This is a genomic window from Acrocarpospora sp. B8E8 (assembly GCF_039871605.1).
In the GTDB taxonomy this organism is placed as follows: domain Bacteria; phylum Actinomycetota; class Actinomycetes; order Streptosporangiales; family Streptosporangiaceae; genus Acrocarpospora; species Acrocarpospora macrocephala.
In genome coordinates this window covers 24,550-48,675 of record NZ_JBDPLV010000077.1, presented here as the reverse complement: position 1 = coordinate 48,675, position 24,126 = coordinate 24,550, and the positions used below count along the sequence as shown (strand labels likewise).

At 66.4% G+C, this 24,126-nt stretch carries 20 protein-coding genes; 15 read left to right on the top strand and 5 right to left on the bottom strand.

All coding sequences use genetic code 11. From position 1 onward, the window contains the following. Positions 1-212 precede the first annotated feature (212 nt). A complete protein-coding gene (locus ABGB08_RS45165; protein WP_347603858.1) occupies positions 213-3,407 on the top strand; it encodes a hypothetical protein in 3,195 nt (1,064 codons plus the stop codon). Positions 3,408-3,564: 157 nt separating this feature from the next. Here ABGB08_RS45165 and ABGB08_RS45160 read toward each other — a convergent pair whose 3' ends face one another. Further along, positions 3,565-3,933, bottom strand: coding sequence for a hypothetical protein (locus ABGB08_RS45160; protein WP_347603856.1), 369 nt, complete (start codon positions 3,931-3,933; stop codon positions 3,565-3,567). Between ABGB08_RS45160 and ABGB08_RS45155 the strand changes: the two genes are divergently transcribed. The 5 genes from ABGB08_RS45155 to ABGB08_RS45135 all read left to right on the top strand — a co-directional run bounded on the left by ABGB08_RS45155 (position 3,925) and on the right by ABGB08_RS45135 (position 10,381). Beyond that, positions 3,925-4,383: a hypothetical protein gene (locus ABGB08_RS45155; protein ID WP_347603854.1), complete on the top strand. Its 459-nt coding sequence runs from the start codon at positions 3,925-3,927 to the stop codon at positions 4,381-4,383. The genes ABGB08_RS45160 and ABGB08_RS45155 overlap by 9 nt on opposite strands. A 29-nt stretch (positions 4,384-4,412) precedes the next feature. After that, positions 4,413-5,462, top strand: coding sequence for a radical SAM protein (locus tag ABGB08_RS45150; protein ID WP_347603852.1), 1,050 nt, complete (start codon positions 4,413-4,415; stop codon positions 5,460-5,462). Further along, positions 5,459-5,872 carry a DUF6375 family protein gene (locus ABGB08_RS45145; RefSeq protein WP_347603850.1) on the top strand — a complete coding sequence of 138 codons (414 nt, stop codon included), beginning with the start codon at positions 5,459-5,461 and terminating at the stop codon, positions 5,870-5,872. The genes ABGB08_RS45150 and ABGB08_RS45145 overlap by 4 nt, the downstream gene beginning before the upstream one ends. 1 nt (position 5,873) lies before the next feature. Then, complete coding sequence (locus ABGB08_RS45140) at positions 5,874-9,902, top strand: hypothetical protein (RefSeq protein WP_347603848.1); 4,029 nt, start codon at positions 5,874-5,876, stop codon at positions 9,900-9,902. A 266-nt stretch (positions 9,903-10,168) separates the two neighbouring features. Next, positions 10,169-10,381: a hypothetical protein gene (locus ABGB08_RS45135; RefSeq protein WP_347603846.1), complete on the top strand. Its 213-nt coding sequence runs from the start codon at positions 10,169-10,171 to the stop codon at positions 10,379-10,381. Positions 10,382-10,793: 412 nt separating this feature from the next. On the opposite strand, the gene ABGB08_RS45130 is transcribed toward ABGB08_RS45135, so the two are convergent. Beyond that, entirely contained in the window at positions 10,794-11,492 is a 699-nt protein-coding gene (locus tag ABGB08_RS45130) for a hypothetical protein (protein WP_347603844.1), read from the bottom strand. Next, entirely contained in the window at positions 11,447-11,986 is a 540-nt protein-coding gene (locus ABGB08_RS45125) for a helix-turn-helix transcriptional regulator (RefSeq protein WP_347603842.1), read from the bottom strand. Before ABGB08_RS45125 ends, ABGB08_RS45130 begins: the two co-directional genes overlap by 46 nt. 213 nt (positions 11,987-12,199) lie before the next feature. Here ABGB08_RS45125 and ABGB08_RS45120 point away from each other — a divergent pair, with 213 nt between their 5' ends. The 4 genes from ABGB08_RS45120 to fxlM all read left to right on the top strand — a co-directional run bounded on the left by ABGB08_RS45120 (position 12,200) and on the right by fxlM (position 17,947). Continuing rightward, a complete protein-coding gene (locus ABGB08_RS45120) occupies positions 12,200-12,388 on the top strand; it encodes a hypothetical protein (protein WP_347603840.1) in 189 nt (62 codons plus the stop codon). Positions 12,389-12,478: 90 nt separating this feature from the next. After that, a complete protein-coding gene (locus tag ABGB08_RS45115) occupies positions 12,479-15,370 on the top strand; it encodes a lantibiotic dehydratase (RefSeq protein WP_347603838.1) in 2,892 nt (963 codons plus the stop codon). Then, on the top strand, positions 15,367-16,614 hold the full coding sequence (locus tag ABGB08_RS45110) for a lanthionine synthetase C family protein (RefSeq protein WP_347603836.1): 1,248 nt from the start codon (positions 15,367-15,369) through the stop codon (positions 16,612-16,614). Before ABGB08_RS45115 ends, ABGB08_RS45110 begins: the two co-directional genes overlap by 4 nt. Before the next feature lie 118 nt (positions 16,615-16,732). Continuing rightward, entirely contained in the window at positions 16,733-17,947 is a 1,215-nt protein-coding gene (gene fxlM / locus ABGB08_RS45105; protein ID WP_347603860.1) for a methyltransferase, FxLD system, read from the top strand. Positions 17,948-18,170: 223 nt separating this feature from the next. Here fxlM and ABGB08_RS45100 read toward each other — a convergent pair whose 3' ends face one another. Then, a complete protein-coding gene (locus tag ABGB08_RS45100) occupies positions 18,171-18,425 on the bottom strand; it encodes a helix-turn-helix transcriptional regulator (protein ID WP_347603834.1) in 255 nt (84 codons plus the stop codon). Between the two features lie 121 nt (positions 18,426-18,546). Here ABGB08_RS45100 and ABGB08_RS45095 point away from each other — a divergent pair, with 121 nt between their 5' ends. The 5 genes from ABGB08_RS45095 (at position 18,547) to ABGB08_RS45075 (ending at position 23,267) form a co-directional block, all read left to right on the top strand. Beyond that, positions 18,547-19,533 (top strand): recombinase family protein, encoded by a 987-nt coding sequence (locus ABGB08_RS45095; RefSeq protein ID WP_347603832.1) that lies wholly within the window; start codon positions 18,547-18,549, stop codon positions 19,531-19,533. Between the two features lie 272 nt (positions 19,534-19,805). Then, positions 19,806-20,060: a hypothetical protein gene (locus ABGB08_RS45090; protein ID WP_347603830.1), complete on the top strand. Its 255-nt coding sequence runs from the start codon at positions 19,806-19,808 to the stop codon at positions 20,058-20,060. A 79-nt stretch (positions 20,061-20,139) separates the two neighbouring features. Beyond that, on the top strand, positions 20,140-21,699 hold the full coding sequence (locus ABGB08_RS45085) for a hypothetical protein (protein ID WP_347603828.1): 1,560 nt from the start codon (positions 20,140-20,142) through the stop codon (positions 21,697-21,699). 136 nt (positions 21,700-21,835) lie between these two features. Beyond that, a complete protein-coding gene (locus ABGB08_RS45080; protein WP_347603826.1) occupies positions 21,836-21,967 on the top strand; it encodes a hypothetical protein in 132 nt (43 codons plus the stop codon). Between the two features lie 100 nt (positions 21,968-22,067). Continuing rightward, the gene (locus ABGB08_RS45075; protein WP_347603824.1) at positions 22,068-23,267 is read left to right on the top strand and encodes a glycosyltransferase family 4 protein; all 1,200 of its coding nucleotides are present in this window, start codon (positions 22,068-22,070) and stop codon (positions 23,265-23,267) included. A gap of 1 nt (position 23,268) precedes the next feature. On the opposite strand, the gene ABGB08_RS45070 is transcribed toward ABGB08_RS45075, so the two are convergent. After that, positions 23,269-24,006: a class I SAM-dependent methyltransferase gene (locus ABGB08_RS45070; RefSeq protein WP_347603822.1), complete on the bottom strand. Its 738-nt coding sequence runs from the start codon at positions 24,004-24,006 to the stop codon at positions 23,269-23,271. Between the last annotated feature and the right edge of the window lie 120 nt (positions 24,007-24,126).

Sequence of the window (24,126 nt, the reverse complement as noted above, 5' to 3'; positions counted from 1 at the left end):
TACGCTGCCTGGACGCCAGCGGCCGATGGCACGAACTCTGGCCGAAGATCCACAACCAGACACGAACCGCCTGACCCGCCAGAACCAGCCGACCCTGATCGTCACCTACAAATCTGTCGTGCACCCAACGTATCGCTGACCGGCCGTAATTGTCGGGGCGGACCGATAGCGTTCCTCCCGGACCTGACTGCCGCATCCCGAAGGGCACTCCCGTGAACATTCCCGACATCGACTTCGCGCGGATTCGGTCACTCGGCCCTGGCGGGCAACGTGACGGGTACGAGCAGTTCATCTGCCAACAGGTTGCACAGGAGCCGCCCACGGCTGACGCCAAGTTCGTCTCACTGCACGGAGCCGGAGGGGATGGCGGTGTCGAGTGCTACTGGACGCTGCCGGACGCCACCGAGCACGGCTGGCAGGCCAAATTCTGGACAACCCACGCCGACGTCGACAAGGCCCAGCTCGACAAGTCCGTCAAGGCTGCCCTGGACCACCATCCGAACCTGACCAAGTACACGATTGCCATCCCCGCTAACCCGACCGGCCGTACCGGTGGCCGCGGCAAGTCGCTTCTGGTGAAGATCGAGGAGCCGGGAGGCTGGCTCGAGGGCTGGAAATCCATGGCCACCGTGCGCGGCATGACAGTGGGGTTTGAGTTCGAGTGGGCAATCAACATCGTCACCCGTCTCGAACGCCTTGACGTCTCAGGCATCCAACGCAGGTATTGGTTCGACGCCGACATCCTCGCCCCCCAGTGGTGGAAAGATCGGCTGCAGGAGGCGATCGACGCAGCCCGTCCCCGGTACGTGCCCGAGTTGAACGTTGAGGTGCCCGCCGCCCGGTCTATCGCGGCGCTCTGCTCCGACGACGAGTGGTGGGGGGTCGTCCGCGACCAGATCGATAAGGTCAACGACTCGGTCGGCCACATGCGCTACGCCCGGGACGAAGTACTCGCCGCAGACCTGAACGTAGCCCTCGATGCCGCCACCAAGGTCACTGACGCGCTAGCGGCCTGGCACACGTTGCGTACGACCGCTGGACTCGACGATCTCGCCCAAGCACTCGACGAGGCTTCGAAAACCGTCAGCGACCAAGAAGCTGTCGAAGTCGCGGCGATGGACGCCAAATACCCAAACGAAAACTGGGACACCCCGAACTGGCGGCAGTTTCAGGCCGAGTACCAGGTGTCGTTCCCTGCGGCAGCCGTCGACGCCCTGCGCAAACTCGGCGAAAGGCTCACTGACGCCACCGGACTCCTCATCGGCCCGGTCGGTCGACTCGCCGCTAGCCAGGTCGCACTCATGACTGGTGCCGCCGGCATCGGGAAGACCTACTTGGCCATCGACGCGGTCGTCCGGCGCCTCGGCCAGAGCCGCCCCAGCGTCATGATGCACGGCCGCTGGTTCACCGACCGCGACCCACTGACTCACCTGCGCGACGTGCTCAAGATGCCGTCCGACCTCACCGGCGAGGAAGCCATCGCGCTCCTTGACGAAAGCGCCCGCGTCGCAGGCGTTCCGACCCTCCTCGTCATCGACGCGCTCAACGACACCCGCCCACGGTCCACGTGGCGCGACAACCTCGAACGGCTCTTCACCACCGTCAGTCGGTACCCGAACGTCCGGCTCCTCCTCACCGCCCGTACGCACTACATCGGCCAGGTCCTCCCGCTCGGGCTCACTCTGCCAAAGTTCGAGCACACCGGATTCGAAGGGGTCGAGTTCGAAGCGGTCAGCGAGTACGCCGCGTTCTACGGCCTCGAACCGCCGACATCGCCGCCCATCCATGGCGAGTTCGACAACCCGCTCTACCTGCGCCTGGTCTGCGAAGCGCTCAAGAACAACACCCGGCTCTCCCTCGACCAGGCCGCCATGGGCCTCGACGAGCTGACTCGGATGGTTCTCAACAGTGCGAACGACATCGTCAGCGACCGGATCGACGCCTCACCGTCTGACCGCCTCGTCCACGAGGCCATGGACGCCCTCGCCTCAGCCATCGCCGACGGCGGCGACCCGTTCCTGACTCGTACCCAGGCCCAAGCCCTGCTGGCACCGATCTGGTCCGACCGGAGCGCCGAGAAGTCACTCCTCGACGCGCTCATCGCCCAAGGGCTCGTCGAAGAGGACGTCGTCCCCGACGACAGCCCCCACGGCACAGACATCATCACCATCACGTTCGAACGCATCGGACACCACCTCATCGTCTCCGACGCCCTCTCCGACGTCACCGACGCCACCGGCATCACGGCCGAGTTCGGCGGCCGTCTCGGTACTATCATCGGCCTCGGCAGCACGATCGACCTCGGCCTTCTCGAAGCAACGTCCGTCGTGGTTGCGGAACGGTTCGGGCTTGAGCTCACCGAGTTCCGCACTGAAATCGGTGACGACGACGCCATCGCCGCAGCCGTCGTCGCCGGAATCGGATGGCGCAACAACAGCGCGATCACCGACGCCACCCGCGACATCGTCGTCGACGCGTTCCACAGGGCCGATGTGTGCTCCGACGCGTTGACGATGCTGTTCCGTCTTGCCGCCCGCCCCGACCACCCTTTGAACGCCGATTGGCTCCACGGGTTCCTCACCGGCCTGGACATGGGTGCCCGAGATTCGTTTCTGCCCGAGTGGTTCCACATCACCCACGGCACTAGCGGTGCAGTCGACCGGCTCATCCGGTGGGCCAGGGAGAAGCCGCTGGACCATGTGGGTGAACAAACCACCCGCCTGTGGGTGACCGCGCTGCTGTGGACCACCAGCGCCAGCGATCGGCGCGTCCGCGAACCGGCAACCATCGCCGCTGCCCGTCTCCTGACACGCCACCCAGGCCAAGCGGCCGGGGTGATGGACCGGTTCACTATGGTCGACGACGAATGGGTCGTCGAACGAGCCTGCGAGGCCTCCTATGCGGCCCTCCTTGCGAACGGCACCCAAGACGACTGGGCTGCCGCAGCCGAGGTGGTGTGGAAAAACATCTTTTCCGTGCCGTCGGCCGTCACCCCGAACGCTGCCGTGCGTGATGCGGCCCGCAGCATCCTCGAAGCCGCCGACACCGCGGAGCCCTCCCCGCTGGCGTCACCGTCGACCAGTTCCGGCCGCCCTACACCAGCAACTGGCCCCTCACCTGGCCCACCGACACAGACATCGCCGCATACGACACCAGCAGCTACCCGAAGCTGGTCCGCTCGGCCACCGGCGACGACTTCTTCAGGTACCAGCTCAGCCTCGAACTCGAAGACCGACCCGGCATCGACCTCCCCTCTGCCGCGCGGTGGGTTGTCACCGAAGTCATCCGCCTCGGGTATCAGCCTCGACTCCACGCGTCCTTCGACGGGTACGTCGTCGGCAAGTTCGGCATTGGCCGGTCCAAGCCCGCGTGGATTGAACGCATCGGCAAGAAGTACCAGTGGATAGCGCTCAACCGCCTCATCGGCATCGTCTCCGACCACGTCCCCAAAACCCCCGATAGCTGGGACCCGCCGGCGCCCGCAGTCCCCGGCCCGCACAGCGAGATTTCCCGGCAGGTCGACCCGACCATCGTCGAGTTCGCCCCTGCGGACCAGACCCACGCCTATGGGTACCCGCCTACGACTGGGCGCCCACCGTCGCAAAGACCGACGCCGAGTGGATCGCCGCCGACACCGACCTCCCAGACGTCGCAGTCAACGAGGCCGTCTTCGAAGGCCGCCCCCACATCGTCCTGGCCGGCACCTACGACTGGAAGAACGGCTCCGATACCACGGAGCACACTCGGGGCATTTGGACCCACCTTTATACCCATCTGGTCGCGACCCAAGACCTTGGTGCCGCCATCGGCGAACTCGAAGGACGCGATCTCCTCGGCAAGCGCATCGCCAAAAACCCCGAGATGCACTACGGGTACGTCGGTGAATTCCCTTACGGCCACCACCACGGACTGGGCATCCACGTGATGCGTCATGAATGGACCGAGCCACTCACCGTCCCCGTCCAGCCCGCCGCATGGCACCTCCTCGGCGAGTACGAGTACGCCCCGGGGAACCAGAAATCCTTCTCCCTCTACATGCCCGCCCCCGAGTTCTTCGGACTCCCCCCTGGCAAGCTCCACTGGAACGGGTGCAACGGCTGGACCGACGACACGGGCCAGCTCGTCATGACCCTTCGGCACACGGGCAACGTTGGCCAGAACGAACTCCTCGTCGACGCAGAGTGGCTCGAACGGTGGCTCACCGCCGAACAGAAGTCGCTCATCTGGGTCGAGAACACCGGCAAGGACGTCTACAGAGGCCTCGGCGGTGGAGGCAGCCACCCGGGGAGGCTGACCCGCTCCCAGGTACGGTCCTGGACGCCCGGCGGAAGCACGCAGACCGCCGCACCCGGCTGGTACCGCCTCGCAGCCAGCACCCCCTGAACTGCGACCGGCACGAGCTGGAGCGACTGATGGTCATCCGAGACGGGTACGTCATCGTGCAGTACCAGCCGACATTGGCCCCGACCGTGCTCGATCAGCTTCGCGCGTACGTCACCGACCACAGGTCGGCTCATCTGGCCGGCCTGCGCGATCCCCTGCGTAGTGGCATGCTGATGCGGGTGATGTACAAGGTTCGTCTGTCCGAGGCTGGTGTGCACCTGTTCGACCGTCTTTCTGGGCTGAACGTCCTCCTCGATGAGGTAAAGGTGCCGGCTGAACAGGTCTCGCGGGCACCTCGGTACCTATCGGTTGCGTTGACGAACGCCTGTGAACTCCGCTGCAGATACTGCTACGCGCCTAAGCAAGCCGCCGCGCTCGATCTGGGTCGTGTGGTCGCGTGGGCGGTAGAGCTCGATGGTGCCGGGTGTCTGGGCGTTGGCTTCGGAGGTGGGGAGCCGACCGCTCATCCCCGTTTCCCCCAGATCTGCGCGCAGATCGCCGAGTCTACGTCGATGGCGGTGACCTTCACGACGCATGGACATCGGCTGACTTCTCAACTCGCCGATGCCCTGAGGGGGTCCGTGCACTTCGCGCGCCTGTCCGTTGATGGGGTCGCCGCCACGTATGAACGTCTCCGGCGGCGGCCGTTCGCAGCTGTCCTTGCCGCAGCCGGACTCCTTCGTTCGGTTGCCCCATTCGGTGTCAACGTGGTCGTAAACGCCGACACGATCGGAGAACTCGATGCACTTGCCGAGTTCGCCGCCGATGTTGAGGCGTCCGAACTCCTGCTTCTGCCCGAGCAGCCGACTACGGCTACTCCGGGGATCTCTGATGCTGATGCAGAGCGACTGGTCCAATGGATAAGAGCTGCCAAGCCGCAGGTTCGCCTTTCGATCTCCCGCTCGGGGCTCGAAGGCTCAGTACCAGCCGTTGAGGTCATCCCCGGTGAGCAACCTTTGGACGCGCACATGCACGTCGACGCGACCGGTGTCCTCCGCCCCCACGCATACGCATCGGTGGGAATGCCGATCAAGGGCTCCATTCTGGATGCCGTGCAAGCCCTGAGGGAGGCGGCGTGAAGATCTGGCACAGCTACGGTTCCGAGCACTCGATGGACTTGGTGCTGATCGGCAAGTTCGAAACGGTCTCCGGCGCGGAGGCGGCGATCGAGCGGATGGAGGCGCTGAAGGCTCTCGCGAAGATCGAACGGTCCGACGATGATTGGCGGCGCCGGGACGAGCGTATGCCTGACCCTCTCGTGGACGAACTGCGGAGGCTGAAGCTCTATGAGTTAGGGCGATCTGATGTCGACATCTACGCCTTCGACCACTCGGTCCAACGTGACGGATCAACCATCCGCGTTTGGACTGAGGAGTCCGAAGTCCAAGGATTTTTGAAGGTGCTCCTCCACCTAGGTGCACGGGTCGAAGTGTTCTCTCGCCATGACTGGAATGAGGACGGGACTCCGCGAAAGGCTGAGGGCGACTGAAGTGACGCTGGACCTGACCGAGCTGGCCTTCTTGCGGGGCGCCGCCGATGAGAATTTTGAGGCGCTCACACGAGCGATCGTGTCTCGTCGCTATGGCGCTCTAGGCACTCTCCGGGAGCGGCGTCAACAGCCGGGTGTCGAGTTCTACCTGCGAGTCGAACACCGCGGTGAGCTTGGGGATCCAGGCCGTGTATGGGGATGGTCATGCAAGTGGTTCCTCCTCGGACCTAAGAATGAGCTCACCCAGGGCCAGCGTACGCAGATCGAGGAATCCCTCCAGAAGGCCATCAAGCACGTTGAGGGATTGACCGACTTCGTGCTGTGTCTTCCCCAGCGTCCAGCAAAGCTTGACGTTGACTGGATCGATGGCCTTGGGCTGGCCAGAGGGATCTCGACAAAGCTGTGGGCGGCGGAAAACTTCGATGCGCAGCTCTCCGGGCTCGATGAGCTCCGCTCCACTTTCTTCGGAGAACTGGTCCTGTCTCCGGATGCGCTTTCACAGGCGCATAAGCGCTCTGTCGCCCCGATCCAGGCCCGGTGGATGGCTCCTCTGCACACTTCGAACCACATCGAGCACCGGATCGAGCGGGCACTACTCCGCCCGGCCGCGTTCCACTGGCTCAACGAGCGCATTGCCGCCATCGCTGTTCGTACTGAGGCACTCCGTGACGCACTGCCCAACATTGAGGATCACGCCACCCGGACAGCTGCTCAAGAAGTCGTCGATGACCTGGACCGATTCGTCGTCGATCTCCGTGCCATCGCCGAAGCCGGGCGGAACCGTCGGCCTACGGAGGCCCGTGAGCGCATCGCCGATCAGCAGCCACCAGCGACATCCCCTCGCAGTCTGCGCTCGCTCGTCTTCGGCTTGAGGAAGCGGCGGCTGCCTGCTGCTCTTGCCATTACTGGCCTCGCCGCAGAAATCCGTGACGTCGTCTGGTGGCTGCAGGACTTGCACGCGGACCTGCAGGCCCCGTTGACCGCGATCGTTGCCACTGCCGGAACAGGCAAGACCCACCTTGCCGCTCAACTGACCGCTCCGACCGAACGACCGACGGCTGGAGTGTTCATCCAGGGCGGACACCTGCGAGCCGGTGGGAACCTGGACGATCTGGCGCGTCGCGTTCCTGGGCTGAAGGTCGATCGCTTCGAGGATCTCCTCTTGGCGCTGAATTCCGCCGGCGGCCGTGTCGGCAATCGAATCCCTCTGGTCATCGATGGCCTGAACGAAGCCGAGAGGCCCTCGGAGTGGCGTGCGCTGCTTGATGAGCTGACGCCAGCACTCGACGACTATCCGAACGTTCTGGTTATCGTCACTCTCCGAGAGGCGCTAGCTGATCGTGCTTTGCCGGACACAGCCATAAAGCTTGATCTCAAGTGGAACCGGACCGAGGTCAACGACATCGTTGCCGCTTACTTCGATCACTACTTGATTGATGCCCGCGGTGCGTGGCTGCCGACCCGGATGTTCCGTAACCCGCTGTTCCTTCGTATGTACTGCCAGGCCGCAAACCCTCTCCGTAAGCAGCCGGTCGGCGTGGAGGCCCTCCCGACATCCCTGGTCGGTGTTTTCGAGCTGTACCGCGACGCCGTAGCCAAACGCCTTGCCGAGGACCCCGCCCGCAATCCGGTACCGGCTGACCAGATCAAGCGGCGCCTCACTGAGCTGGCCCGGGAGATGTGGAGCCGCGGGGTCCGTCGACTCCCATCTGATGACGCCAAAGCAATCCTCGATGCCGGTGAGACCAACTGGGACGAGAGCCTGTTCCGGCGCCTTGAAGAGGAAGGGGTCCTGCTCCGCGATGAGGTTAACGGTAGTGACGATACCGAAACTGGGATCCTGTTCGACCGCTTCGCCGGATACCTGATCGCTGACGCGCTCCTTGTACGCATGACTTACGCCGAAGTCGAGGAGCGGCTCGCAGAAGCGACCTTGTGGAATTCCCTTATGGGTGAGGATCACCATCCCTTCGGTGAGGACATCACCATCAGCCTGATCGGCCTGTTGCCTCGCCGGTTCGGCGGTCATCACCTCTGGCGTCTTGCCCCGGAAAAGCGCCGACGATGGGCGCTCATCCAGGAGCTCGCTACGGAATCCGAGTTTCTAGATGACAGCACCGTCGACGAACTCGCAACGTTGATCGTCACTTATGACTGGAAGGCCCCAGAGTCCCTCGGATTCGGGCGCCGACATCACTTCGACCGCCTGTGGGAGATCCACATCTCTCCCACACACCGTCTGAATGCCACCTTCCTCGACCGGATCCTTCGCTTACTACCGCTCCCGGAACGTGACCGCAGATGGACCGAATGGGTCCGCCACCGTGGCGATGAGCTGCTCATAAGCGGCCTGAAGCAGACGATTGAACATTGGTCCGAACACGTCGATCGCTCCGAGACCGACGACCTCGGTGGGCTTGCGACGGCCTGGCTGCTGACTTCTACGAATCAGGCGGTGCGCGATCTCGCGACCAAGGCGTTGCAGCGCTACGGTCGACCGGAGCCGAAACGCCTGTTCGATCTCGCAACCCGCATGCTCGATGTTGACGACCCGTACGTTGTTGAGCGCGTCATCGGTGCCGCCTTCGGTGCCGCTAGCGCCCACCAGATGCCAGATCCCGGTGGACCGTTCGAGCATGCGCTCACCGGATGGCTCATTGAGCTGCGTAACCACTTCCTCCAAGGCGGCTCGACTCCAACGCCCCATGAGCTGCTACGAAGTTACGTACGGGCGACCTTCGAACTCGCCGGGACTCTCCACCCCGGTGCGGTACCTGATGGCGTCGATCCATTCGCGCTGACGTTCGCGGCGTTGCCGCCTGCGCCCATGATGACTGACGATGACCAGAACGCTAAGGAATGCGACAGCACCTTCGGCATGGATTTCGAGAACTACGTGATCGGATCCGCCATCGAGGGCAGAGGAAACTACGACTTCAACCACACTGAATACCGTCGCGCCCGCGGCGAGGTCATGGCCCGCGTCTGGGAACTCGGGTGGCGTGCCGCACTGCTCGGCGACATTGACCGTGCGATCGCTGAGGCCGTAGGCCGCTTCGGGCGCGAGCGCGTGGCGGTGGAGCGCTACGGCAAGAAGTACGGGTGGATCGCCTACTACGAGCTGATCGGCCGGCTCGCTGACGCTGGGCAAAGCCCTGATTGGTGGCTCGGGGGTGGGCGCAACGTGACTCCTGATATCGATCCGACTTTTCCGGAGGAACCTCCGACAGCGTCCGTCCCATTGCCTGAGTGGGCCCCTTGGGGTCCGACGGATGACGAAGCGTGGCTCCGGGCCGGTACGGTGAAAGTGCCAGCAGAGCTGTGGTCACCTGAGGAGATCCACGGCGTTTCAGGTGGATGGCTGCTGGTCGAGGGTTTCCTGCGGCATGGGCGTGATGGGCGGATGGTGTTCGGGTTTTTCCGCACCCTCCTGCTGGAGCCGGAAGATGCGGACCCTGTACTCGAACTCGTTAACGGACTCGAATACCCCGGGAACCACTTCTTTCCCGAACTCCCGACGCTTCGCGGCGTTTTCGCTGGGGAAGCGCCTTGGAGTCCCAGGTTCGAGACGCCCCTCGATGGGGCTGACACCCACTCGCGTCCCGCGTTGCGCCAGAACTGGCGGGACGCGGGCATCGGGCTTGACCAGGTGGCCGTAGAGCTCTCGGCCGGTGAGGACGGCAAATTGACGGGACCGCAGCGGTCCTACGCCGTGCCGTCATTCGACTTCGCTACCCAATTCAGGCTTCGTCAGCTGCCCGGCACTTTGGATCTAGTCGACCTCAATAGCGTCCGCGCCTCGGCGACCTTCCGTGCCGATAAGCCGTGGGGCGGACAACTGCTCTTCATACGACGTGACCTGATCGTTGACTTTGCCGGCCATCGACGAATTATGCAGGTCGCCTGGGGCGAACGTGAGGTGACCGTCGACTGGCACCTCGTGCCCCCTTGGGTCCAAGCAGCCCGGGAAGCCTACGGGCATATATGGCGCGAAATCAGGACGCTCAATGGAAGTGCGGGAGTGCCTTGAAGATCTTAATAGCCTTTTAGGACGGAGGTTCAGACTTAGGTCATATGAGCCGTCGAATGGTTCCGCTTGGACTTGGCGTGTGGATGATATACGGGACCTGATCCTGGTCCAGAGCGTTTTCGCGTTTCTGGCCGAACATCGTTACGCTATTCTCGCGAATTTATTCGCGGACATATATGTGTCGGGTAGCGTGCACCATCGATACAACCGGACCTGTCGGCGACGGTTGCGGTAGGGGTCCGAACCCTGAACCTCAAGATTGTCAGATGCGCGAGACTGTGAACACTCCCACAATGAAAATATCGGACTTAATTCGGCCATTGAGTGGATTATTGGCAATTTTGAAGAGATTTTTCGGCCTTGTTGAGTTTGAGTTGCCAAAGGGCGTACGTATACCGGAAGTTCTTCTCAAAGATATGAGCGCCATGCACAAGATGGCGTGGATCGTCATAACGATTCAGGTGAAGAAATATCGCTGAGAGTCGCATGCGACGGGCAAGAAAATAGCCAACAAGCTCAGACGGCGTGGTGGGTAAACGCGGACAGCGTCGCCCGATCCGCCCAGTCCGGCTTCGACGAGCGACCTGGCGACGCAGCATCTGCCATATTGTGCCGTAGGCACTGCAGTCTCGCCTGCCTTGGAGATAGTGTCCCCAGCAGGCAGGATCGGCTGGCCATAGACCCGGACCATCAGCAGGTTTGCGTATACATTGTCCGCCGGCGTACCGTCATACTCCCGCTGAGTTCATACAGGTTCGCATCCTTGTCGAACACAAGTCGCCCAGTGGTCGCGATGTCGGCGTAGCAGTCAGTGCTTGATCGCCCCAGCGGCGGAGTGGGTTTCACCTTCCATCGGACTGATCTCATAGCGCCGCGACAGTCCGTCGTGGGCTACATGCCGAGCCAGGAGGTAAAGGCAGCAAGGGAGTCGGTGCGGCGGCGCTCCATGCGCGCGAGCATCCGCAGGGTCTCCCGGACCTGAGGGTGATAACGGGCCTGCTGCGGAGCCAGCTTCCTGGCGGTGATCAGCGAGGCCAGAGCGGCGTCGCGGTCGCCCACGTAGAGGTGGCCACGCGCGAGGTCGATGTAGTGGTGGGACACCCGGTTGGGGGTGACGCCGTCGAAATCACCAATGGCGGCTGCGCGTCGGATTGCCTCCGCTCCGTTGCCCAGTTCGACGGCAAGGCCGACCGACCAGATGGCGACGTTGGCGCGGTTGACCGTCATCCGGTAGTGGTCGGCGTTGGCGGGAAGGTGACCTGCGGCGCGGTCCGCCTCCGCCAGGTGGAAGTCCGCGGCAGCAGCGTCGCCCGCGCCGCGGGCCGCCGCGAGTGCCGACTGCAGGTGTGACCAGCCCCACGCCGCCCACGCCTGCGGCGGAGCGGAGTCGGACGGCTCGCCGGTGGCCCGCCGCGCGGCGTCCAGCAACCTGGCTGCCGCCTGGCCCCGGTCGACCTGGATCAATTCGGCCGCCCGCAGACTGGTACCGATGACGATCGCGTACGGGTCATCGGAGAGCACGGCCGCCTTGATGTAGCGCTCGGTCATCGACTGAGCCAGGTCCGGGTAGCCCAGGACGCGGGCGACCATGCGCGCGTTTCCCCAGGTCTCGGCAAGCTCGCCTGGATCTCGGGCGCAAGGGTGTCAGCCGCGTAGGCTGCGGTGGTACGGAGATCCGCGAGCAGGCTGGGAAGATCGTCGCCGAGCCGGACAAGCTGGACCCGGTGGGCGAGCTGGCTGGTGGCGGCCACGCGGGCTCGCAGTTCGGCGACAGGCCGTGGTGCGATCCCATCGTCCGGGATCTCGGACATGACGACCTCGGCGCGCAGCGGCCCAATCGCCGCATGCGCGCGATCGGAGTTCGCCGTGGCGCCTCGGAATGGCTGGCCCTGAAGTTCGGCGGGCGAGGAATTCAGCGCCCGGGCCACGGCGCCGATGAACGCTGGGGTCGCAGGCACCTGCCCCTGCTCGACGCGGCGCACCAGACTGAGCGACACGCCGGCGAGTTCGGCGAGCCGGGCCTGGGTCAGCCCCCGCAGTCGCCGCAGTTGCGCTGCCCGCTGGCCTACCGATTCATCAGGCATGGCCGTCCTTCCGCTGCGCGGTCGGGTCAGCTTCCACATTACGCACGCCAGGCTCCCGAGCTAACAAATTCCTTGTTACCACGGCACTGCCGCGCCGACTTACGTTCTGTGCGAGACGAATCACGGCAGGCGAAATCGGGTGCGGAATACCTGGCCGCAGCCAGCCGGGATCGCCTCAGGTCATGGGCCAAACCAGATGGGAAGGAGAACCCGGTGGACACGATGATGACGAGGCCGCGAGCGGAGGCGGCGCCAGTCGATGCGCCGAGCCTGGACGAGGACATCGCCGCCCTGTTCAGCCTCGACCCGAAGGCGGAGCCGACCGTCGACCTGGACGGCTACGGTCGCACCGACGGGAACTGCACGGACAACGGCTGCACGAGCACCTGCCAGGGGTGCTGAGGTAAACGACGACAGAGGCCATCAACCGTTCTCCGGGGCGGGGGTTGCGCGAAACCCGCCCCGGGGAACGGCCCCGGTTAGGAGAAGACCATGACCGGTCGCCTGTTCGACGTCGCGCCAGTCGCGCTGGCACGGATCCCCTTGCTACCGGTGCCCGCCGGGCAGCCTGAACCCGGGACCGGCCTGCTGCTGCGGGAGGCCGTGTTCCTCGCGTCCAGGCAGGCTGGGACAAGCCTCGAGGAATCCGCTGGTGGCAGCAGTCGTGCCTCGGCGACCCTTCGGGGCTATGAGTTACGGGCGCGCTGGCGGCCGGTGCCGAACGGCGCGTTCGCCGCCGCTGCCCTCGCTCGCATTGGCGGCAAGAAGACCATGTTGCGGCTCGGCAGTGGGCACAATGCGCGCAGCGTCCCAAGCGGAGCTTGGCTGGCCTCGGTGACGGGCCAGTTGGCTGAGGACCCTCGCGTGCTTGACCTTGCCAAGCTCACTACGGCGGATCTGGCCGTGCGCCGTGGCTTTCGCTTCGAGATTGAGCGGCCTGCTGCTCCGGACGAGGCCGGGCCCCAGCGGACCTCCGTCAACGCCACGGCGGCAACGGAGCTGATCCTGCTGTCGTGTGCGGGGGGAAGCGACGCGATTTCCCTTGTCGCGCTCGCGCGGGAGAAGTGGCCAGCCGCGTCAGAGGTGATGGTTCGCGCCGCCATTGTCGGCCTTGTCCGGCAAGGCCTGCTCCTCACGGACCTGCTACCTGCCGATCTGTGGGACGACCCTGTCGGCCACCTGCTCGGGCGCCTTCCTCCGAGGCATCCTTGGCGGGAGGGCCTGGAGCGCCTGCGGTCTCTGCTCGCAGAGGCGGACCGGTACCGCCCGGGCGACCCGTTCCGGCTGGCCGCATTGCGCGCGGCCCGGCAGACGGCTGACCAGATTTGCGCTCAGCAACGGCCGCTGAGCGTCAACATTGTTGCTGACGCGTGCCTGGAACTGCCGAAGTCCGTGGCGGATGCCGCCGCTGACGCCGCGACCGTGCTGTGGCGGATCGGGGACCGTGACGATCCGCTGGACGGCTACCACCGCCGGTTCGTCGAGCGGTACGGTCGACGGCGGCTTGTGTCGTTTACCGAGCTATGCGATCCCTGCCTCGGCATCGGGCCGGAACTGCGCGAGGAGGAATGTCGGCGTCGGCCTGCCCGCGAGCAGGCCCTGGCACGGCTGATCGCCAGAGCCACGACAACGCGAGCCGTCGCTGTGACTCTCGACGATGACGACATCACCGCTCTCACAGACGATCTGGGCCGACCTCCGCCGCGAACCGCTGAGATCTGGGCGCGAGTCCTGGCTGCCACGCAGACCGACCGGGAGGAGGGACGCTTCTTCCTGGCAGTGTCAGGCGGCTCGCAGGATGCCGGCTCCACCGCAGGCCGCTTCGCCGACCTGCGCCCGTTCCTGCCCGCCGATCCTGACGAGGAGGGCGCGCTCGTCGCGGAACTGGTCGTCAACGCTCGCACGCCGCAAGCGGCGGCACTCGCCCCACCAGCCGGGCTCGCGCCGAGGCGCATCCCGGTCGGAGTCGCCTCGCGCGAGGGCGATCTTCGCTTGGCGGATCTGCACGTGTTCTCCGACGGCGACCGCCTCATCCTGTGGTCGGTCCGGCAGGGCAAGCCAGTTGTCCCCGTGCATTACTCGCGGCTGTCCGCACTCATGCTCCCGCCGCAGGCGCGGCTGCTGCAACTGCTCGGTCGCTCCGGCTGCCGCCCGTTTCAGGGATGGTCATGGGGCGGCATGCAGCATTACCCGTTCCAGCCCCGCGTCCTGTACCGCCGTACGGTGCTGTCCCCGGCACGGTGGCTGCTGCCCCCGCAGCTGGTGGCGGCCGCTCGCGAGCGGGCACGCTGGCCGCGGGCGGTCACGGCGTGGCAGACCGAGACCATCCCGTCCCTGCCCAGCATCATCGTCATCGAGGACGGCGACCGGCTGCTGCCGCTGGACCTGCGGGAGGAGGACGACCGCGAGTTGCTGCGCCGCCATGTCGGCCGGGGCACCCGGTCGGTCACCGAGCAGCCCGGCGGTCCTGATGCCGTCCAAGCGGTCGTTGCCGGACCGGACGGAGACCACGTCCTGGAATTGATCATCTCCCTGGACCGGCGGGCACTTGCCCCTGTCCGTCAGAGCCCGGCATCCCCCCGTCCTGCTGGGGCCGGCCTTCACCTTCCAGGCGGCGAGTGGCTCTCGCTCGCCCTGCGCGCTCCAGCCCACCTGCATGACCAGCTCGTCATGAGCCTTGGCGAGGCTGCCGCAGCAATGCCAGGGATCGTTAGCCGGTGGTTCTGGCTCAGGTATGCCGACACCGCCATGGGCCCTCACCTGCGCGCCCGGTTCCACGGCGACCCCGCCGTCCTCGGCGGCCAGGTCCTCCCCGCGCTGTCCGCTTGGTGCCGGCAGGCCATCCTGGAGCAGCTGTGCGGAGGATTCAGCATCGAGCCGTACGACCAGGAGATCGAGCGTTACGGCGGACCCGGCGCGATCAGCGCAGCCGAGGACGCCTTCGCCGCCGACAGCCGACTCGCCCTCGCAGTCCTTCGCACAACAGCCGACCCCGACCAGCGGATGATCGCAGCCGCTCATTGCGCCGCCACGACCGCTCTCACCGTGGCCGCAAACGACCCGGCTGAAGCCATCGGGCGGCCCCGCCTTGACCATGCCGCCAGGACCCGATACAACCAGCTACGCCCGCAGGCGCGTGCCGCTTGGACGACGCTCTCCAAGGGAGGACAGGTGGCCCACTCCGGCCCTGCCTGGTGTGCCTGGCTGGACTCCCTGACCGCCTACCGAGACAGCTTGGAGGATGCCCATCGCGCCCCCTGCGCCTCCTCCTTGATCCATATGAGCGCCAACCGCCTCATGGAAAAGCTGGCCGACGAGGCAATCGCCAGGGCGATGGCGGCAGACCTCATCGCCCGCAGAGCACGACCGCAGGACCGCGCATGAACGCCATGCCAGGGGACCAGTCGCTCGCCGTCGCCGAGCGACTGCTACAGCCAGAGGCCGTCGTGGCCGCCGTTCCCAGTCTGGAGGCAGCGTCCCTCGCCCACGGACTGGCCGGCACCGCCTTGCTCCACGCCCGCCTAGCCACCGTCGCCCCTATCTTCGGCGCTGCGGCCGACCGCCATTGGGCGGTAGCAGCCAGCCACGCCAGGCGGCTCCGCGCGGTCGGTGCAGGAGTCTTCACCACCGGTGGCGGGCTGGCCGCATCCCTGATCATCGGGACCAAGTACCTCTCCGACCCGTCCGCCATGCAGGCGCCCGCTGCTCGGGCCGCCGCATGGCTTTCACGGCAGGCGCAGCGCGTCACTGACGACCTCGCTCAGCGCCGCCGTGACGGCGACCCCCACATCCGGCGGGCCGGCTACGACACGATCAACGGCTTGGCCGGCATCGGCCGTGTCCTACTCGCCGCCGTCGACCAGCCCGCAGCCGAGTCCGGGCTCATCCGCGCGCTGGAAACCCTTATCAAGATGATCATGACCGGGTACGGCACTCGGCCAGGATGGTGGCTACCCGCCTCACTGCACCCACCGAGAGTGAAGGTTGACCAGTCAGGATCGGCCGCAACGGGGATGGCGCACGGAATCGCGGGCCCGCTTGCCTTCCTCTCGCTGGCTTGTACCCGCGGCTGGGCCATTCCCGGCCAGTACGACGCGATCCGCCAGGTGTCCCAGTGGCTGCTCGACTGGAAGGCCGATGGAGCCTGGCAATGGCCCACGTCCATCAGTGGCAGCGAACTGGACGCCGGCTCCGCCCATCCGACCGGCCGCCAGGACGCATGGTGCTACGGCACCCCAGGCATCAGCGCAGCCCTCGGCCTCGCCGCCCAGGCGCTCGGGGAATCCGCGCTCGCCGAGGCCAGTGACGCGGCCATGAACTCTCTCGCCGCCCGGGCCGCCCATACATGGGACGCCGACGGCCCAACCCTCTGCCACGGACACGCCGGCATCCTCCAGTGCGCCACCAACCGCCAGCCCAAAGTCGCGTCTAAAGCCGCTGCCGTCATCAATGCTGCGTTCGACCCAAGCCGCCCGTTCGCCATCCCCCACACCGACAACGGTGCCATCGAGGATCATCCGGGATTCCTGACCGGCGCAGCGGGCACCGCTCTCGCCCTAGCCCAGCACGGCCGCCTGCCCGCACCCGTCGTCCCCGACCCGTGGGACTGTGTCCTGCTTCTGTCATGACAGCCAACCTGTGCGCTATCCCTGCGATCGTCAAGGGGATGGCCCGCCGCTCATCTTCGCGAGGCGCCATGCCTGCTACGGCTGGGCAGGTAGGCTCACCCGGGTGGAAGCCGAACCCATGACCGCAACCCAGCTGAGAAATTCGATGGCCGGCCGGCTGCGCGGCTGGGACGGCGGGGCGCTTCCTCCGTCCGTCGATGCAGCCATGCGAGTGGTTCCACGCGAAGCGTTCTTGCCCGGTACACCCCTGACCGACGCTTACGGCAGCAGCCCTGTCGTAACACACCGCGATGAGAACGGGGTCGCCACGAGCTCCGCCTCCGCGCCCGGCATCGTCGCCTCGATGCTCGCCCAACTCGACGTCCACCCCGGCCACCGCATCCTGGAGATCGGCGCGGGCACCGGCTACAACGCCGCGCTCCTGGACCAACTGACCGGCCCAGCCGGGCAGGTCACTACCGTCGAGCTGGACCCCGACATCGCCGCGGAAGCGCAAAAGGCGCTCGCCACAGCTGGCTTTGGGCACGTAACCGTCGTCGCCGGCGACGGCGAGTACGGCCATCCGCCGAACGCACCCTACGACCGGATCATCGTCACCGCCGGTGCCTGGGAGCTGCCAGCCGCCTGGGCAGACCAACTCGCTCCCGGCGGGCTTCTTGTCGTCCCGCTCAGGATGCGGGGCCTCACCCGCTCGGTCACCTTCGAGCACACGGCAGGCACCTGGCGCAGCCGGTCCCTGCACGAGTGCGGCTTCATGCCGATCCGCGGTGTCGGTGCCGTCGCCGAACGCAACATCCCCCTCGGAGAAACCGGCGTCACCATCCGCATCGACGACGGCCAACCGGCCGACGCCGACGCCCTGAAGCACGCGCTATCCAGCAGCCCCGCGCAGTCATGGACTGGAATCGAAGTCACCGTCACCGGCGAGCTCGACTTCTGGCTCGCCGGACTAGAGGGGTTCTTCCGGCTCCTGGCGGGAAACGGCGCGGTCCAGCGCTCCGGTCTCGTCCCGCCCGCATTCAACTGGGGAGCTATGGGCCTGCTCACCCACGATAGTTTCGCCTACCTCACCCGTCGGCCTGGACGACCAGGTCACAGTGAGCTCGGCGCCTGCGGATACGGCCCGGAACGCGAACAGCTCGTCAACACCTACATCGACCGTATCCGCGCATTCAACCGCTCCCAAGAAGGCAAACTCCAGATCGAAGTCCACCCGCTCACGTATGAGCCGGTCCCCGGTGCGCTCATGGAAATCGAGAAACGCAACTCCCGCGTCATCGTCCTAACCGACGGCCAGGTGGGCCAGGAAGCCTCTGGCACCAAGGCCATCTAGCACCTACTTGGCCTTGGGGGCGAACTGGCGGTTTGGTGCCTGTTCGGGGATGCGGAAGCTACGTCCAACACGGATGGCAGGCAGTTCTCCAGGCCCTGGCGGGTTTCGCGACGCAGCGCATCAGCTCGGTAGACCCACCACGACCGTCGGGTCCGGCGGGTCGGCGCCGTCCATCGAACGAGCAGATAGGAGTCGGTACATTCCACCTGGACGAAGCCGCCACTCACAGATGGCGCGACGCGCTGCCCAACTCAAATAGTTCTCTTGTCGGGATCCTTAGCGCATCGGCTATCTGAAACACCTTGTCCAGATGCAGACTGTACATGCCGTTCTCGATCCGGTTGACCGTCTTCCGGTCCACTCCTGCCATTTCGCCTAGCTGTTCCTGAGTGAGTCCGTGCCCTTCGCGGAGTTCACGCAGCCGCTGACCGAACTGTCTGCGCAGCTCAGCGAGGCGTGGCGTGATCGGATCGGGCACCCACCCACGTTGGCTGGCGTGATCCCCAAAGTTCTGTACCAGCGTTGGTACAAATGTTGGCGGTAGGGCCCGGGCAGAAGGCGGCACGCTGCGAGCATGCAGGCACACCCCACTTGATCCCGTGTCCGCACCCGTAGTGGAAGAGATCTTCGCCGCGTTCCTTCACGGTTATGGCTTGTTCGCTATCGCCGAGAGACTGACCCGCAATGGGATCCTCTGCCCATCGGCTCATGATCCGGCCCGGAACCGTCACCGCTCCGGCATCGCCTGGTCCAAGAGCGCGGTGCGCGCCATCTTGATCAACCCCCGCTACACCGGCCACCAGGTATGGAACCGACAGCGCAAAGACGAGGTCTTCATCGATGTGGACGATGTGGGACTGGGCCACACGACCAAACTTCGCTGGAACCCGAAGGAGAAGTGGATCTGGTCGAATGCCCCCGCACACCCACCGATCGTGAGCATCGCGGACTTCGAGGCGGCTCAGGCGACCCTCCACAGTCGTGGTGATCGTCCCACTGGTAAGACCGTTAGGAGGGCTCAGCATGTGTATCAGCTGCGTGGACGCCTGATCTGCGGTCTCTGCGACCGAAGGATGCAAGGCCACTGGTCCAATGAGATGCCCTACTACCGGTGCCGCTTCCCCGAGGAATACGCTCTTGCCAACCGGGTGACCCACCCCAGAAACGTCTACCTGCGCGAGATCGATATCACGCCCAGGCTGGATCGTTGGCTGGCGCGCCTGTTCGCTCCGTCGAGCATCGATCGGACCCTGGATCTCCTGGTCATGTCCCACGACGCCCCGGCACCGGAACTACGCGAAATCGAGACCGTCAAACGACAGGTGGCCGAGTGCGATCGGAAACTGGCTCGGCACCGCGCCGCACTTGAGGCTGGTGCGGATCCTATGCTCATCGCTGGTTGGATGACCGAGGAGCAGAAGCGGAGGACCGAACTGGAACACCGGCTCAAACGGCTTCCGGTCACTCCTTGGATCGGGATGATCTTGCCACTTGCCTGCGCGGCCTGGGGAGCCTCGTGGACGTACTGGGGAAAGCCGATCCGGCCCGCAAGGCCAAGATCTACGCCGAACTCGGCATGCAGCTGATCTATCACCCAGCACAACACAAAGTCCTGGTCACTGCTTCCAGCAACCAGGGCTCCATGGGGTACAGGTACGTGTCCGAGGGCCGACACCGCCGATTTCGGGCAGGATGGCTCTCCGGCTGCGGCACTTGCACTCGCGTGCGCCCCGCGCGTCCTCAACGAGGTCTCCAGACCGGTGCTCGTCTTGACGAACGCCAGGTATCGGTGCTCCTCAGTCCAGTACGAAGGTGCCGCCTGCGGCCGTCGCCAGGTCCGCCCCGAGGGCGGCTGCCGGTGTCCAGGCCCCGGGCCTGCCGACGCCACGGGCCAGAGGCGATCCGCGACGCTCTGCTGCGGCGTCAGGTGAACGCCGGGACGGCGGAACTGGTCGCGCAGCTGGCCGCGGTGGCTTTCCAGAACGCCTTCCGGCACTGGATCGAGGCCAAGGGGCATGCGAGTTTCCGGCAGCTGCCTGGACGCGGCGACCGACGAACTTCGGGCCGCCCTCGCCGGGACGTGAGAACGACGTCCGTCCAGTGCCGTAACTGATCGTTTCAGGGCGACACCGACATCTCCACCTTGCAGGATGGCTCTCCGACAGATCGCCGACAGAATATGATTCTGCGCAATGTCCATGCGCGGAGGGTTGACCCGGAGCCCGGAGAATAGCGCCGAAGAGCCGCGCTCCCTGCTCGTACGGCTCTCGCCGGGCCTGCTCGGAGTGCTGCTCGGCATGCTCGCCCTCGGCCCCGCCCTGGGCCCGGGCTTCGCACTCCGGTACGACATGGTCTTCGTCCCCGATCCACCCATATTTCGGGATTTAGGGGGATTTCCCAGGGCGGTTCCCAGCGACCTGGTCGTGGCCGTGTTGTCGTACCCGATCCCGGCCATGGTGGTGCAGAAGCTGATCCTGCTCGGGATCTTCCTGCTGGCCGCGACCGGAGCTGCGGCGCTGATGCCCTCCGACCGGACGGCCGCCCGCCTGGTGGCCGCCGCCTTCTACGCCTGGAACCTGTACCTGGCCCAGCGGCTGTTGCTCGGCCAGTGGGCGCTCCTCCTGGGATACGCCGGACTGCCGTGGGCCGTCCGCGCCGCCGCCCAAGGCGGAGTACGCCGGTTCGCGATCGCCCTGATTCCCGCGGCCGTGGGCGGATTCCAGGCCATGCTGGTCACCCTGCTCGCGGTGCTTCCGGTCACCGCCCGGCGCGCCGAGCGGTGGCGCGCGGTCGGCGTCGCCGGTGGGGTCGCCGCCGTGTTCAGCCTGCCGTGGCTGATCCCGGCCCTGCGCTCGGGCGCGGCCACCGATCCGGCCGGGGTGGACGCCTTCGCCGCCCGTGCGGACGGCCCCTTCGGCGTCGTCGGCAGCCTGCTCTCGCTGGGCGGCATCTGGAACGCCGAGGCGGGCGTACCTGGTCAGGGCTTCTGGGCGTCGGCGACCATCCGCCTGCTCGTCTCGGCCGTCGCCGTCTGGGGTTTCGTCCGGCTGCTCCGGCACGACCGGCACGATCCGGCGCTGTTCGGGCTCGCCGTGGCCGCCCTGCTCGGGCTGGCGATCGCCTGCCTCGGGGCTTTCGTGCCGGATGTACCGAAAGGCCTGATCAGCTGGTGGCCGGGCTTCGGGCCGCTCCGGGATGGACAGGTGTACCTGGCGCCGCTGGCCCTGGTTCTGGCCCTCGGTCTCGCGTCGTTCGCGCGCGGCAGGATCGGCCTGGCGGCGGTCGTGGTGCCGGTGCTGGTGTTGCCGACGCTGGCGATCGGGGCATTCGGGCGGCTGGCGGCGGCTGACTATCCGGCCGAATGGCGGCAGGTGCAGCGGATCGTCAACGCGGATCCGGCGCCGGGCGCGCTGGTGTCGTTGCCGTGGCGGGCGCACCGGGTGTTCCGGTGGACGGGCGGCCGGGTCATCCTCGACCCGGCGACCAAGCTCTTCGCCCGCCGGGTGGTCTGGAACGACACGCTGGTGGTCGAATCGCGGGAGTACGGGCCGATCAGGGTCACCGCCGAGGACCCGCTGACGCGCCGGGTGGGCGCGCTGCTCGCCGGGCCGGGACCGGCCGGGGCCCGGCTGGCCGCCGCCGGGATCCGCTACGTCCTCATCAGCGACGGTAACGAGAACGAGTTCCTGTTGAAGCTCCAGGATGCGACCCCAATTTTCCGTGGCGAGAGACTCCTCCTGCTGCGCTTGTGACCAGCAATGACCCGAAATTTCGGGACATACCGAGCGGTAACTTTCTTTATCACGGTTTGGGAAGGTGTCTGGCTATTACCTGGATCACGTTCTACTCTCGGCACACTGCGCGGGAACCCGCAGAAGGGAGAAGCCGGTGTTGAAGGTGCTCGTGGCTGTGGCGATCGGGGCTGTGCTCGCGGGCGTCGCCTCGGTGGCCGTCATCAATGTCGCCTCGCCAAGCTTGCAGCCGCCGGACAAACCCCTCTACAACTACGGCACTCGCTGACCTTTCCCGTCCGCGCCGGAGATCCCCTTCAGGTCTGACCTTGGCGTGAGCCATGCCCGAAAGCGCCGCTCCGGGAGGAGACGTTGTGGTAGCAGAAAACATGAGCAAGGCTCATATTAGCTCTGGCTTATCGGGCGCTAGGGTCGCCATCCTGAACTTCCGCGAACCGCTGCAGTCCGTCGCGGGCGGCGCCGAGGAGTACGCCTGGCGGGTCGCCAGGCATCTGGGCGCCCGCGGCGCCCAGGTCTGGTTCGTCACCGCCCGCGAACCCGACCAGCCGAGATCCGAGGTACGGCACGGCGTCACGTTGCGCCGGATGGGCAACCGCTACACCCTCTACCCGCTCGCCGCGCTCTGGTTGCTGCTCCGCCGCCGCCGTCTCGACCTGGTCGTGGACTGCATGAACGGCATCCCGTTCTTCGCCCCCGCCGTGCTGCCCCGCCGTACCCCGGTGATCTCGCTCATCCACCACGTGCACGACCGGCAGTTCCTGGCGTTCTTCCCGCCGTGGCTGGCGCGGATCGGGTGTTTCGTCGAAGGGCCGGTGGCGCGGCGGCTCTACCGGCGGTGCCGGACGGTCACCGTGTCCGAATCGTCGATGCGCGACCTGCGCGAGCGGCTCGGCTGGACCGCGCCGATCCAGGTCATCCCGAACGGGGGCGCGACCGTCGCCGAGGGCGTGCGGCCCGATCCGGCGCTCGGCGAACCCGCGCTGGTCTTTCTCGGGCGGCTGGTCGGGCACAAGCGGGTGGCGCGCGTGGTCGAGCTGGCCGACCTGCTCGCCGACCGGTGGCCGGGGCTGCGGGTGCACGTCATCGGCCGGGGGCCGGAGTTCGAACCGCTCGCCCAGATGGTGGAAGCCCGCCGATTATCCGGAAAAGTCACCTTGCATGGCCATCTGCCGGAAGAGGCGAAGATCCGCCTGCTCGGCGCGGCGACCCTGCACGTCACCGCCTCCGAGTTCGAGGGCTGGGGCCTCACCGTGATCGAGGCCGCCGCCCTCGGTGTCCCAACCGTCGCGTACGGCGTGGCGGGCTTACGCGACTCCGTCCGGGACGGGGTGACAGGCTGGCTCGCGGCCGAAGGGGAACACCTGGCCGACGTGGTGGACCGCGCGCTGAAGGAACTCTCCGAACCGCCGGCCCGGGCCGAGATCGGCGCCGCCTGCCGGGCCTGGGCGGGGGAGTTCTCCTGGGAACGTACGGTCACCCTCATGGCGGCCCTGGTCGAATCGGAACTGGCCGCGCGTTTCGCGCCGGCGATCGTCCCCGAATCCAGGGTCTCGCCGGAAATCTCGTGATCTATCGGCGGCGCAGCACCAGCACCAGGTTCCAGGTCACGAACTCGCGAACCCCCGGAACCCTGGTCACCCACCACGCCCAGGCAGGCAGGTACCGGGGCAGCACCGCGACCACGTCCGCCTGGGTCTGCCGCCGCGCCCAGCGAATCGCGGACGCGATCGACACCCCGAACATGCTCTCGCCGTACATGTTCTTGGGCGGCCGCCCATGACGGCGCAGGTAGCGGCGCGCGGCATGGTGCCCGCCCAGGTAGTGCCACGGCGAGGTCTCGTGCCCGCCCCACGGCGACAGCCAGTTGGTGAACGACAGGTACACCAGCCCGCCCGGCCGGGTCACCCGCACCATCTCCCCGGCCATCAGGTACGGATCCGGAACGTGTTCCAGCACGTTGGACGAGAAGCAGACGTCCACCGTCCCGCTCCGCAGCGGCAGCCGCAACGCGCTGCCCAGGACGGATCCGGCCGGCATGGCCCCGTTCCGCGCGGTCATCTCCCCGGCGTCCACGTCCACGCAGACGATCCGCGCCCCCGCGCCCCGCAACGCCTCGGCGAAATATCCGGCACCGCCCCCGACGTCCACCACGAGCTGCCCGTCCAGCAGGACGAAGGCACTCAGCTGGGCGACCGTGTCCCGCGCGAGCAGGCCGTAGAAGAGCTCCGGATCGCTTTGCTCCTTGCGGAACGCGGCGAACAGCCGTACCGACCGGGCGAGGTCGGCGCGGAAGGGCGGGATGTCCACGGCGGGCAGCTTACTGATACCTGTTTCAGGCGCCGATGGGCGTTCCGTCACAATTCGGGGAACGACCTGGTCCTTGACTGGAACGAGTTCTAGCCTCGGGGCTACTCGCGCGCGACTCGG

Excerpts from the sequence above, each read along its gene's own strand:
- ABGB08_RS45155 (WP_347603854.1), top strand. The coding sequence starts at position 3,925 with ATGCGTCATGAATGGACCGAGCCACTCACCGTCCCCGTCCAGCCCGCC.
- ABGB08_RS45160 (WP_347603856.1), bottom strand. The coding sequence starts at position 3,933 with ATGACGCATCACGTGGATGCCCAGTCCGTGGTGGTGGCCGTAAGGGAA.
- ABGB08_RS45150 (WP_347603852.1), top strand. The coding sequence starts at position 4,413 with ATGGTCATCCGAGACGGGTACGTCATCGTGCAGTACCAGCCGACATTG.
- ABGB08_RS45135 (WP_347603846.1), top strand. The coding sequence starts at position 10,169 with ATGCGCGAGACTGTGAACACTCCCACAATGAAAATATCGGACTTAATT.
- ABGB08_RS45130 (WP_347603844.1), bottom strand. The coding sequence starts at position 11,492 with ATGGTCGCCCGCGTCCTGGGCTACCCGGACCTGGCTCAGTCGATGACC.
- ABGB08_RS45125 (WP_347603842.1), bottom strand. The coding sequence starts at position 11,986 with ATGCCTGATGAATCGGTAGGCCAGCGGGCAGCGCAACTGCGGCGACTG.
- ABGB08_RS45115 (WP_347603838.1), top strand. The coding sequence starts at position 12,479 with ATGACCGGTCGCCTGTTCGACGTCGCGCCAGTCGCGCTGGCACGGATC.
- ABGB08_RS45110 (WP_347603836.1), top strand. The coding sequence starts at position 15,367 with ATGAACGCCATGCCAGGGGACCAGTCGCTCGCCGTCGCCGAGCGACTG.
- fxlM (WP_347603860.1), top strand. The coding sequence starts at position 16,733 with ATGACCGCAACCCAGCTGAGAAATTCGATGGCCGGCCGGCTGCGCGGC.
- ABGB08_RS45085 (WP_347603828.1), top strand. The coding sequence starts at position 20,140 with ATGTCCATGCGCGGAGGGTTGACCCGGAGCCCGGAGAATAGCGCCGAA.
- ABGB08_RS45075 (WP_347603824.1), top strand. The coding sequence starts at position 22,068 with ATGAGCAAGGCTCATATTAGCTCTGGCTTATCGGGCGCTAGGGTCGCC.